Annotated in this window: 12 protein-coding genes; 5 read left to right on the top strand and 7 right to left on the bottom strand. The window is 67.4% G+C overall.

Annotation, left to right across the window (positions count from 1 at the left end; translation table 11 throughout):
* Positions 1–31: 31 nt before the first annotated feature.
* The 5 genes from LDO22_RS12230 to LDO22_RS12210 form a co-directional block, all read right to left on the bottom strand.
* Entirely contained in the window at positions 32–583 is a 552-nt protein-coding gene (locus LDO22_RS12230; RefSeq protein ID WP_224023456.1) for a DUF2231 domain-containing protein, read from the bottom strand.
* Between the two features lie 72 nt (positions 584–655).
* The gene (locus LDO22_RS12225) at positions 656–1,189 is read right to left on the bottom strand and encodes a low molecular weight protein-tyrosine-phosphatase (RefSeq protein WP_224023454.1); all 534 of its coding nucleotides are present in this window, start codon (positions 1,187–1,189) and stop codon (positions 656–658) included.
* A gap of 138 nt (positions 1,190–1,327) precedes the next feature.
* Entirely contained in the window at positions 1,328–1,951 is a 624-nt protein-coding gene (locus LDO22_RS12220) for a LysE family transporter (protein ID WP_224023452.1), read from the bottom strand.
* A gap of 81 nt (positions 1,952–2,032) precedes the next feature.
* Positions 2,033–2,851 (bottom strand): methyltransferase domain-containing protein, encoded by an 819-nt coding sequence (locus LDO22_RS12215; RefSeq protein ID WP_224023450.1) that lies wholly within the window; start codon positions 2,849–2,851, stop codon positions 2,033–2,035.
* 29 nt (positions 2,852–2,880) lie between these two features.
* Positions 2,881–3,381 carry a MarR family winged helix-turn-helix transcriptional regulator gene (locus LDO22_RS12210; RefSeq protein WP_224023448.1) on the bottom strand — a complete coding sequence of 167 codons (501 nt, stop codon included), beginning with the start codon at positions 3,379–3,381 and terminating at the stop codon, positions 2,881–2,883.
* Positions 3,382–3,584: 203 nt separating this feature from the next.
* Between LDO22_RS12210 and LDO22_RS12205 the strand changes: the two genes are divergently transcribed.
* Complete coding sequence (locus tag LDO22_RS12205) at positions 3,585–5,786, top strand: efflux RND transporter permease subunit (protein WP_224023447.1); 2,202 nt, start codon at positions 3,585–3,587, stop codon at positions 5,784–5,786.
* Positions 5,787–5,804: 18 nt separating this feature from the next.
* On the opposite strand, the gene LDO22_RS12200 is transcribed toward LDO22_RS12205, so the two are convergent.
* On the bottom strand, positions 5,805–6,734 hold the full coding sequence (locus LDO22_RS12200; protein WP_224023445.1) for an NAD-dependent epimerase/dehydratase family protein: 930 nt from the start codon (positions 6,732–6,734) through the stop codon (positions 5,805–5,807).
* Positions 6,735–6,857: 123 nt separating this feature from the next.
* On the opposite strand from LDO22_RS12200, the gene LDO22_RS12195 reads away from it, so the two are divergent.
* Positions 6,858–7,604 carry a TetR/AcrR family transcriptional regulator gene (locus LDO22_RS12195; RefSeq protein ID WP_224023444.1) on the top strand — a complete coding sequence of 249 codons (747 nt, stop codon included), beginning with the start codon at positions 6,858–6,860 and terminating at the stop codon, positions 7,602–7,604.
* Between the two features lie 92 nt (positions 7,605–7,696).
* Positions 7,697–7,993, top strand: a complete 297-nt coding sequence (locus tag LDO22_RS12190) for a hypothetical protein (RefSeq protein WP_224023442.1) — start codon at positions 7,697–7,699, stop codon at positions 7,991–7,993.
* Positions 7,994–8,011: 18 nt separating this feature from the next.
* On the opposite strand, the gene LDO22_RS12185 is transcribed toward LDO22_RS12190, so the two are convergent.
* Positions 8,012–9,259, bottom strand: a complete 1,248-nt coding sequence (locus tag LDO22_RS12185; protein ID WP_224023440.1) for an MFS transporter — start codon at positions 9,257–9,259, stop codon at positions 8,012–8,014.
* Between the two features lie 97 nt (positions 9,260–9,356).
* Between LDO22_RS12185 and LDO22_RS12180 the strand changes: the two genes are divergently transcribed.
* Complete coding sequence (locus tag LDO22_RS12180; RefSeq protein ID WP_043453649.1) at positions 9,357–9,680, top strand: winged helix-turn-helix transcriptional regulator; 324 nt, start codon at positions 9,357–9,359, stop codon at positions 9,678–9,680.
* 173 nt (positions 9,681–9,853) lie between these two features.
* Complete coding sequence (gene dnaK, locus LDO22_RS12175) at positions 9,854–11,722, top strand: molecular chaperone DnaK (protein WP_224023438.1); 1,869 nt, start codon at positions 9,854–9,856, stop codon at positions 11,720–11,722.
* Position 11,723 lies beyond the last annotated feature (1 nt).

Here is an 11,723-nt window from a genome sequence, read left to right as displayed (position 1 = left end):
ACTAGAGCGTACCGTTTTCCGTTGGCCGCTTTCATCCATGTATGACACCGTGCCGTGAGGCATGGCGGCCGCTGCTGAGGTGGCCGCCCAGGAACCCGCTTACCAGCAGCAGGACGGCCCCCGCCCGCGCCAGCCGCACGCCCAGCCGGTGGTTTCCGCGGGACCGGGCCCGCCAGGAGGCGAGGTACACCAGGGTGGCTGCGGCGTTGGCGGCGGCGTGCACAATCCCCACGCGCTTCAGCCCGCGGTCCTTGCCGGACCAGGTTGCCCAGCCGGACAGGGCGGTGGGAACGGCGGTGATGACGCCGAGGGCCACCAGCCGCTGGGCGGAGCGGCGGGAAGCCTGGTCGTCAAAGAAGTCCAGGAACACCGCCGACCACCAGGCGCCAAAGGGTGCGTCGGTAAGGATGGTGTGCAGCGGAATGCCCGTGGTGTCGCCGCGGACCAGGCTGCGGACGTTGGGCTGCGCTATGAGGCGGGACGCCAGCGGTTCTGCGGCGTTGACGGCAGCGTCCAGGGGTTTCGCCTCCTCAAGGGTGCCAAGGAGACGGGTGTACCTGCCGGTGCTGGGTGCGGCGTGCATGCAGCACAAAATACTCCAGCTGCTGCCGGATTGCACCATGTTTTCCTGCGCCGTTATTGCGCCCGGACACTGCTAGTGCGGCTGAAGCTGCGTGTTCTGCAGGACCGCTGCCTTGATGTGCTGGACCAGGCCCGGCAGCGCCGTGTGGATCTGGTGCCAGACGGCGTCGAAATCCGCATGGCCGCCGTACCAGGGGTCCTCGATGCCCTGCTCCAGCCGGTCCCGCCCGGCCATGGCGGGATCGAAGCTGCGGAGCATCCGGATCTTGTCCAGGGACTCCTGGTCCGGGGCGGCTTCGCTGAGCCACGCGTAGTGGTCAATGTCCAGGGCCAGGATCAGGTCGCGCTCGCGGAACCACTCCGGCTCCCACTCCCGGGCCACGTGGTGTTCCGATGCCAGTTGCGTGACTGCGAGGCGGCGAGCGGCACGGGGATCGATGGGCCGGCCGGCCTCGTACCCGGTGGTGCCTGCGGAATCCACTTCCACCAGCCCGTCCAGGCCCTCGCGTTCGAGCGCTGCCTGGAGCATGAGCTCGGCCATCGGGGACCGGCAGATGTTGCCCGTGCAGACGGTGATGACGCGGTATGCGCTCGACGTTGAGGTCATGGAACTAAGCATGCGCGCTTCCCATCACCTTTGGCTAGCCGCCTGTTCACAAAGTTTTACGGGCTTGTAAAGAAGCATTACTGGGCGTGAAAAGGGTACCTGCACCTGTGGCGGAAAGCCCCGTCATGAACCAGCCCGTCAGTGGATCAGGGCCAGCAGGATGCCCACCCCAACGAACAGGGCGCCGAACACCCTGCTGAGGACCAGTTGGCCCCGTTCCGTGCTGGTGAAGCGCTGGAATGACCTGGCGGCGGCGGCAAAGAAGAACCACATCACCAAAATATCGATGACCACAATGGTGGCCGTCAGCACGGCGTACTGGGTGAACAAGGGCTGTTCCGGGCGGATGAACTGGGGGGTGAAGGCCAGGAAGAACACGATGGCCTTCGGGTTCAGCAGGTTGACCCAGAAGCCGCGCCTGAAGATGGACCAGGCGGGTTCGTTCCGGAGGGTGGCGGCCTGCTCCTGGGCCACCGATGGCTTGCTGAGGAACTGGCGGATGCCCAGGTACACCAGGTAGGCCGCGCCCGCGTAGCGGATGACGTTGAAGGCAACGGGCGAGCTGGCCACCAGCACGCCAACGCCGAGGGCGACAATCAGGACGTGCACCACCAGCGCCGCCTGCTGGCCCAGGATTCCCCACATTGACCGGCGGAACCCTGCGTTCAGCGAGTTGCTCATGGTGTTGATGGCCCCGGCGCCCGGGGTGAAGCTGATCAGGGCGCCGGCGCCCGCGAGGGCCAGCCACAGGGAAAATTGCACTACACAATCTTACGGGGCCAAAAGCCGGTCTTTCCGTCAGCCGCCGGGGACAGCGGGCCAGGGCCGGGCGGACACCGCAACCTAGGCCCGCGCGATGACCTCACCGTTCGGGATCAGGAACCAGCCGTCGTCCGTGGAGCCCCAGCGGTGCCAGCCCGCCGCGATCCGGGCGAGGTCGGCCGCCTTGGCGAATCCGTACTCCAGTGCCTGCTCGGCGAAGGCGGAATGCAGCACCCGCTCACCCCAGACACGTGCCTGCCAGCGGCGCTGCTGCGCCGTGGCGTAAAGCCAGTTGCTGCTGGTGGGGGCGACGTCGGTGAATCCCGCAGACTGGGCCCAGCTGACCAGCCGCCGCCCGGCGTCGGGCTCTGCTCCGTTGCGCCGGGCAATCCGCTGGTAAAGGTCCATCCACTCGTCCAGCTCCGGGATCTCCGGGTACCAGCTCATGCCGTGGAAGTCTGCGTCCCGGACGGCCACGATGCCGCCGGGCTTGGCGACGCGGCGCATCTCGCGCAGAGCCTCGACGGGGTCGGTCAGGTGCTGGAGCACCTGGTGGGCGTGGACGATGTCAAACGTTTCATCGGCGAAGTCCAGGTCGTAGATGTTGCCTGCCACAAATTCGATGTTGGGCACTTTCCGCTCGACGGCGAGTGCTTGGGCCTGTGCCACGATGTCCGGCGAGCGGTCCAAGCCGGTGACCTTGCCGGGGTTGACCAGGGCTGCGAAGTCGCAGGTGATGGTGCCCGGCCCGCACCCGACGTCGAGCAGGGTGGATCCCGGTGTGAGGTAGGGGAGGACGAACGCGGCCGAATTTTCGGCAGTCCTGGCGGCGTGGGCGCGGACTACGGACTCGTGGTGGCCATGCGTGTAGACGTCGTCTTCAGGCTGCTGGTCGCTCATAACCAAACGCTACCCCTTGGGAACGGGAGCTACCCGGATTCTGTCCTTGCCGCCACGGTGGCGTCGATCATCGCCGTCATGAAGCGGGTGACGGTATCCAGTTCCTCCTCCGTGAACCCGGCCATGGCACTGCCCATGTGCTGCGCCAGCGGGGCGAAGATGGCGCCGCCCTCCTGGAAGGCCTTGGGGGTCATCTTCAGCTGGACCTGCCGCCGGTCAGTGCTTTGCCGCTCCCTGACCACGTGCCCGGAGTTGTCCAGCCTGTCGATCAGTGCCGTGGTGGCGGGGGAGCTAAGGTTCAGTTCTTTCCGCAGCAGCCCGGGCGTCACCACGTTGCCCCTGGCGGTGTGGCGCATGATCACGGCGAGTGCGTTCATGTCCGTGCGGTGCATGTCCTTGCGGTCCCCGGCGGCATCCACGTACCGGTTCGCCTCGATGGTGAACTCCTGCAGGATCCGGAGCAGCGGATGGCCGAACTGCGGTCCCGCCTGCTCGAAGGGGGATGGCTGGGGAGTGTTCGTCTCTGCCATCTCCACCTCCCTTGTCTTTGTTCACGGCCCATTTCCTGCGCCGGCGTCCTGACGGATATTACTCCAGCGCCGGGCATCGCCGGCTGTCGCAGCTGTCGGGCAGGGGGCCGACCCCGAAAAAGCTTGACTGGCACTTATCTCTGTTATGGAGATAATCTATGCTGGAACAAATACTACTCCCCACGCTCACCATGGAAGGCATCATGAAACGCTCAAAAGTTGGCAGGGAACGCGTTCCGTTCTGGCTGCGCTGGCTGGTCCCCGTTGTCCTGGTGCTGACATGGCTGGGGCTGGCCGGGGTAGGCGGTCCCACCTTCGGCCGCCTGGAAGAAGTCTCCTCCAATGACCAGGCATCCTTCCTCCCTGCCAGCGCCGAGGCCACGGAGGCGCAGGACTGGCAAGCGAAGTTCCGCGACTCCGATGAGGTTCCCGGCATCGTCGTCATCGAGCAGGACCAGGCCTTCACGCCGCAGCAGCTGGGCGGACTGGCCACCCTGAAGTCCGGCCTGGAGAGCCTCAAGCTGGGCAGCACCGTGATTGGCCCGATTCCGTCCAAGGACGCCAAGGCCGTCCAGTTCGTGGTCCCCATCGGATCCTCAGCGGAACTCAAGGACGCCGTCAAGGAACTGAGGTCCACGGTGGAAGAGGCGGCGCCGGACGGTGCCCGGACCTTCGTGACCGGCCCGGCCGGCCTCGCGGCAGACCTCACCGCAGCGTTCGGCGGCATTGACGGCATCCTCCTGCTCGTGGCTTTGTCCGCCGTCTTCGTGATCCTCCTGGTCGTCTACCGGTCCCTGCTGCTGCCGATCATGGTGCTGCTGACCTCCGTGTTTGCGCTCTGCGCGGCCATCCTGCTGGTGTTCGGCATGGCCAAGGCCGGCTGGATCCAGCTCAACGGGCAGAGCCAGGGCATCCTCTCCATCCTGGTGATCGGTGCCGCCACCGACTACGCCCTGCTCTTCGTGGCCCGCTTCCGCGAGGCCCTTACCCACACCACCAACCGCACGGCTGCCGTCCTGACCGCCTGGAAGGCGTCCTTTGAGCCCATCCTGGCGTCCGGCGCCACCGTGATCATCGCGCTCCTGTGCCTGCTCTTCTCCGACCTGAACTCCAACAAGGCCCTGGGCCCGGTGGCCGCCGCAGGCATCCTCTGCGCCCTGTTCGCCGCGCTGACCCTGCTGCCCGCCCTCATGGCACTGCTCGGCCGCGCCGCGTTCTGGCCTTTCCGCCCCAAGCTCCTCCCCGCGGACCAGCGCGAACCCGAACTGGTCACCGGCCTGGAGGGCCAGAAGGGCCTGTGGCGGGCCACCGGCTCGCTCGTCTCGCGGCGGCCAAGGACCGTCTGGGTCGCCTCGGTCCTCCTGCTCCTCGTGGCCGCGGGCGGCCTGTTCCAGCTGAAAGCCAACGGCGTGCCGCAGACGGACGTCATCCTCACCGCATCCAACGCCGTGGACGGCCAGGATGCGCTGGCCCGCCACTTCGACGCCGGCAGCGGCAGCCCCGCCGTCGTGGTTGCCGACCAGGGCAAAGCCGCGGAGGTGCTGGACAAGGTGAAAGCCGACGACGGCGTGGGCGAGGCGTACCTGCTGGGCCGCGGCAGCGTGCCCGTCACCGGAGCCCCGGGCGCTCCCACCGCACCGGACGTCCGGGACGGAAAGGTGCTCATCAACGCCACGCTGAAGAACGCCGCGGACTCGCTGGAGGCGGAGGAGACCATCAAGGCCCTGCGCACCGGGGTGAAGGCCGTTGATCCCGGCGCCCTGGTGGGCGGCGTGACTGCCACCGCCCTGGACACCAACACCACCGCCCAGCGCGACCTGCTGGTCATCATCCCCGTGGTCCTGGTGGTGATCCTCTTCATCCTGATGCTGCTGCTGCGCTCCATCGTGGCCCCGGTCCTGCTGGTGCTCTCCGTGGTGCTCTCCTACGCGGCCGCACTGGGAGTCTCGGCCTTCGTGTTCAACAACCTCTTTGGTTTCCCGGGAGCCGACGCCACCGTTCCGCTGTTCGGCTTCGTCTTCCTGGTGGCCCTGGGCGTGGACTACAACATCTTCCTGATGAGCCGGGTCCGCGAGGAATCGCTTAAGCACGGCACCCGGCCCGGCATCCTGCGTGGCCTGGTGGTGACCGGCGGCGTCATTACCTCGGCCGGCGTGGTGCTGGCCGCGACCTTCGCCGCCCTCGGCGTCATCCCCATCATGTTCCTGGTGCAGCTGGCCTTCATCGTGGCATTCGGCGTCCTGCTCGATACCGTGCTGGTGCGCTCGCTGCTGGTGCCGGCCCTGGCCTACGACATCGGGCCGAAGATCTGGTGGCCCAGCAAGCTGGGACGGACGGATGGCCGGGATGCCGTGCAGCCGCGGGAGCCCGGCGTCGAGCCCCGGGAAGAGGTTCCCGCCCGTTAGCCCCTGCGTTCCGCCGGACTACCGCTGCTGCCGCCACCATTCCACGGTGGCGGCAGCAGCCGTTTCCAGCGGCGTGTGGCTGACTCCAAGCGCTGCCTCGGAAGCTGCGGAGTCCATGACGAAGGGCCGCTCAAACTGGTACAGCATCTCCGCCAGCTCGCGGGCGCCGGCTGAAACCAGTGCCGCCGTCCGGATGGTCCAGCCGGGAAGGACGCGCACCTTCGGGGTGGGCCGTCCCGCCGCCGTAGCGAAGGCCGCTGCAAGTTCCTTCTGCGTGCGCGCCGGCCCCGTCGGGGCATGCCACACGGCATTCCAGGCGGACGGCTGGTCCGCGGCCGCGATCATGGCGCCGGCCAGGTCGGGTACGTAGGTGAACGAGTGCGGCTGGCGGGCGCTTCCCATCACGCTGACGTTCTTTCCCGCAAGGACCGGGGCCAGCATGCGCTCGCCGGCGTGCGCCATCCGGACGCGCGGCCCAAAGAAGTCGCCGGCCACCACGCTTACCGTGGGCGTGGCCGAGGCCTCGCGCGCCTGCAGCAGGTCCGTCCGCACACCGCGCTTGCCTCCGGTGGCCCGGCGCGGGCCCGCCTCGGTGATCACGCGGTCCGGCTCGCTGTAGGAATAGAGGCTTTCAGGGAAGACGACGACGGCGCCCACCTCCTGCGCGGCGCTGAGGACTGCCTGTTCGGCGGCAGGCAGCTCTGCCCGCCACGCGGCCGCGGTGTATGCCGAGCCGTGGATGCAGTGGAAGACGGCTTTGGCGCCGGCAAAGGCAGTGCGCAGAACCGCCGGGTCCTTCGCGTCCCCGCTGATGCGCTCGATGAGCGGGTGGTCCGGTCCGCTGCCCGACCGGGTCAGGATGCGCACCTGCCGTCCCCGGTCCGCCAGTTGTTCCGCTACCGTCCACCCCACCGGTCCCGCCCCGGTCACCACATATATGTCAGGCACTTTGTCTCACTTTCAGTAGTTGAGAGCAGTGCTCTCGAAACAAGGATGCGCGTACAGGGTGGCAAAGTCAAGAGCAGTGCTCTCTTTAGCTTCCCACGCTCTCGTTTATGGCATGCTGGGGTCATGGATGACGCCCGCGGAACAGCCGCCGACCAGCCCCGGCCCCTGACGCCCCGGCAGCGCGCACGGTCGCAGACGGCGGCGGACATTGTCCGGCTGGGCCGGCAGCACCTGGCCACCGACGGTGCGGCCGCCCTCTCCCTGAGGGCCGTGGCGAGGGATCTGGGAGTGGTGTCCTCCGCCGTCTACCGCTACGTGGAGAGCCGGGACGAGCTGCTCACCTTGCTGCTTATCGATGCCTTCGGTGAACTGGGGGACGAAGTGGACGCGGCCGTTGCGGCGGCCCCGGAGGGTGACCATCTTGGCCGGTTCCTGGCCCTGGGCGGAGCCGTCAGGACGTGGGCCCTGCGCGAGCCTGCCAGCTATGCGCTCCTGTTCGGCAGTCCGGTTCCCGGCTACAACGCCCCGGCCGAACGCACCACGGGTCCCGGCACGCGCGTCATCATCAGCCTCATCGGCATCCTGGACGCCGCCTCCCGGGCGGGGCAATTGGCGGTTGTGGGACCATCCCCGCAGCTTCCGCCCACGCTGGCCGCCGACCTGGAGGCCATCCGCCGGGAATTCGGGCTGGCTATCCCGGACGAGCTGGTGGCGCGGGGCGTTTTGGTGTGGAGCTCCCTTTTCGGTGCCGTCAGCTTCGAAGTGTTCAACCAGTACGGGCCGGACACCTTCCGGGCGCCGCATGAACTCTTCGACCATCACCTCGCCGTCCTGGCGGGGACCGCGGGCCTGCCGGCGCAGTCCTCCTGACGGGGCGGTTCAAGGCCTGTTGGTGCGCCCGCCCCGTCGATAGACTGCCAGTGCGCCCGGACGGACGCGGAGCCTCAAAGGAGAGATGCACCATGACTGAGAATCCTGAAGTTGCAGCCGAGGAGCCCCGCAAGGGCAGCAGCGCACCCGGCCTGGAGGGGGAAGGCGGCCAGTACGTCGACGGGGATTACGGCGACGCCGGCACCATCAACGAACCCGACCGGGACGTTTCGGATGGCGAATACGAGGAAGGCGACTACGGCGACGCCGGCACCACCGGAGGCGCCCGGACGGAGCGTGCCGTCCGCGAGGGCCTCACCGACGGCCAGGTCCAGGCGACCGATGAGGAGCGCGGACCGCTCCATGGGCGCCCCGACTCCGGCCGGTAGGCACCCGCGGGGGTCCCCTTACGCGACGGCGTCCGCCGCCACCAGGCTGTCCTCCCTGGCGGGTTGGGCGTCCTTGCTGCGGGTGCGGCTGATGGCTGCCACCGCAGCCAGGACCGTCACCAGGCCGCCATAGGCGTAGGTGGTGACCGGGAGGGACAGGATGGGGGCCAGCAGGCCTGCCAGTACCGCCGGAACGCCGAAGGCTGTGTAGGCCACGACGAAGAGCGAGGCAAAAGTCCCGGCGCGTTCGTGATCCTCCACCAGGGGGCTGATGGACCGGATGACGCCCATGAAGGCAGTGCCGAAACCGGCGCCTGCCACCACCACAGCGGCCAGGAACAGGCCAAACGAATCCAGGCCGAGGGCCAGCAGCGACAGTGCGGTCCCCACGGCCAGCGCCGTGGTGCCGAAAATGGTGATGGTGCGGGCTCCAAAGCGGTGCAGGAAGGCCGCCGACGCGGCTCCTGTCCCCGCCAGGATGGTGATTACCATGCCCTGCCACAGATGCTCCCGGATGCCGAAGGTGGCGTGCACGATCGCGGCGCCAAGGGAGAGGTACAGTCCGCCCGTGGCCCAGCCTGCAAAAACGGCCGGTGCGCCGCTGAGGAATGCGCGGCGTGCGGCCGGCGGCAGGGTCAGGTGCGGCTTGAGTGAAGCTGCCGCCCCTGCCGTGCGGGGTGAGGTTTCCGGGCAGGCCCACACCAGTGCGGCGAACGCCACGTACAGGACCGAGAGCGAGACGAACACCAGCATGCGGGGCTCCGCCAGGAGGTCCAGCAGCAGGCCCGATGCCAGCGCGCCCAGGGCCAGGCCGCCCAGGGGTGCCACCGTGTTCCAGGCGGCGCTGGAGCCCGGGTCATCCTCCGGTTCCAGATCGGCGATGGCCGCGGAGAGCGTGGTGAGGAGGATGCCGCTGGCCACCCCCTGAAGGACGCGGGCCGCCAGCAGCATCGCCAGCGAATCGGCTGCCAGGAAGGTCACGACGCTGCCGGCCAGCAGGAGGAATGCCACGCTGATGACCGGCCGGCGGCCGAGGTGGTCGGAGATGGAACCGAAGACCAGCAGGGCCGCCAGGAGGGCCACGGCGTAGACGGCGAAGATCCCGGTGGTGGCCACCGGCAGCAGGTGCAGCTGCTCCTGCAGGGTGGGGTAGAACGGGGACGGCGCGCTGGCTCCGGCCATCATCGCTGCCGTGGCAGCCGCGATGAGGACGAAACCCAGCCGCCGGTGCGACTCTCTGGGCCGGACTGCGGGTGGGTACGTCACAACATGCCGCCTTCTGCATTGGGGGTGTGGTTGGTTCGAAAATAATCGAAACCTCAGACTACTGGCATGTCCGCGATGGTTCAACTAAAGTCGAACCGTGGCTACACCGGCGAACCTCACCCATCCCGAACGCGCGGACCTCCACTTGCCCAGTGTGCTCTTCGCCCTGAGCGATCCCGACCGGCTGGAAATCGCGCGCCAGCTCCGTGCCGGCCCCCTCGATATGGCCGAATGCACCCTCGGCAATCCGGAGATGCCCAAGTCCACCAAGTCCCACCTGATGAAGGTGCTCCGCGAGGCAGGCATCATCCGGAACGAGGCCAACGGGCGCGGCCGCAGGCTGACCCTGCGCGCCGAGGACCTTGATGCCCGGTTCCCCGGATTGCTCGCCGCAGTCCTGGATGCGCCCGGCGCGGACTGACGCCTCCGCACCGCCGGTGCGTGCCGCCGTCGTGCGCTGTTGTACGCCCTGAGCAAAGTTGAGCGTAGTTCGCTCAACTTGTGTTGACATCCTTTGGTGGCTGAGTAAAGTTGAGTGCAGAACGCTCAATCATTGGGCGCCAACCAGTTTCCAAGGAAAGAAGGAAGCAACACATGTCACGTGCAGTAGGTATCGACCTCGGAACCACCAACTCCGTCGTCTCCGTTCTCGAAGGTGGCGAGCCCACCGTTATTGCCAACGCCGAGGGTGGCCGCACCACGCCGTCGGTCGTTGCATTCTCCAAGTCCGGCGAAGTCCTGGTTGGCGAGATCGCCAAGCGCCAGGCCGTCAACAACATCGAGCGCACCATCGCTTCGGTCAAGCGCCACATGGGCACCGACTGGAAGGTGGACATCGACGGCAAGAAGTACACCCCGCAGGAAATCTCCGCCCGTATCCTCATGAAGCTGAAGAACGACGCCGAGTCCTACCTGGGTGAAAAGGTCACCGACGCCGTCATCACCGTCCCGGCCTACTTCAACGACGCCGAGCGCCAGGCCACCAAGGAAGCCGGCGAGATCGCAGGCCTGAACGTCCTGCGCATCGTCAACGAGCCCACCGCCGCAGCACTGGCCTACGGCCTGGACAAGGGCAAGGAAGACGAACTCATCCTGGTGTTCGACCTCGGTGGCGGTACCTTCGACGTCTCCCTGCTGGAAGTCGGCAAGGACGAAGACAACTTCTCCACCATCCAGGTCCGCGCCACCGCCGGTGACAACCGCCTGGGCGGCGACGACTGGGACCAGCGCGTCGTTGACTACCTGCTGAACCAGCTCAAGGTCAAGGGTATCGACCTGTCCAAGGACAAGATCGCCCTGCAGCGCCTCCGTGAAGCAGCCGAGCAGGCCAAGAAGGAACTCTCCTCCTCGTCCAGCACCAACGTCTCCCTCCAGTACCTGTCCGTCACCCCCGACGGCCCGGTCCACCTGGACGAGCAGCTCACCCGCGCCAAGTTCCAGGACCTCACCAAGGACCTGCTGGAGCGCACCAAGAAGCCGTTCCACGACGTCATCAAGGAAGCCGGCATCAAGCTTTCCGACATCAACCACATCGTGCTGGTGGGCGGTTCAACCCGTATGCCCGCCGTGTCCGAGCTGGTGAAGGAACTGGCCGGCGGCAAGGAGCCCAACAAGGGCGTCAACCCGGACGAGGTCGTGGCAGTCGGCGCAGCCCTGCAGGCCGGTGTGCTGAAGGGTGAGCGCAAGGACGTCCTCCTGATCGACGTCACCCCGCTGTCCCTCGGCATCGAGACCAAGGGTGGCGTGATGACGCACCTGATCGAGCGCAACACCGCCATCCCCACCAAGCGGTCCGAGACCTTCACCACGGCCGACGACAACCAGCCGTCCGTGGCCATCCAGGTCTTCCAGGGCGAGCGCGAGTTCACCCGGGACAACAAACCGCTGGGCACGTTCGAGCTGACCGGCATCGCGCCGGCGCCGCGCGGCGTTCCCCAGGTTGAGGTCACGTTCGACATCGACGCCAACGGCATCGTCCACGTCTCCGCGAAGGACAAGGGCACCGGCAAGGAACAGTCCATGACCATCACCGGCGGCTCCAGCCTCTCCAAGGAAGACATCGACCGCATGGTCCGTGACGCCGAGGAGCACGCAGCCGAGGACAAGGCCCGCCGCGAGGCGACCGACACCCGCAACACCGCCGAGCAGCTGGCCTACTCCGTGGACAAGCTGATCGCCGACAACGCGGACAAGCTGCCCGAAGAGGTCAAGACCGAGGTCCAGGCCGACGTCGACAGCCTCAAGAAGGCCCTCGAAGGCACCGACGATGCCGCCGTGAAGACCGCGTTCGAGAAGCTGCAGGCTTCCCAGACCAAGCTGGGCGAGGCCATCTACTCCCAGGCCGGTTCCCCGGACGGCGCAGCCGCTCCCGGTGCTGAGGGTGCCGCCGGAGCTTCGGCAGGTTCCTCGGACGAGGACATCGTCGACGCCGAGATCATCGACGAAGACGAAGCGAAGAAGTAAC

Origin of the sequence: Arthrobacter sp. NicSoilC5 (assembly GCF_019977395.1) — a bacterium.
Taxonomy (GTDB): domain Bacteria; phylum Actinomycetota; class Actinomycetes; order Actinomycetales; family Micrococcaceae; genus Arthrobacter.
The sequence above is the reverse complement of the archived record's forward strand: the minus strand, read 5'-3'. Positions and strand labels throughout refer to the sequence as shown.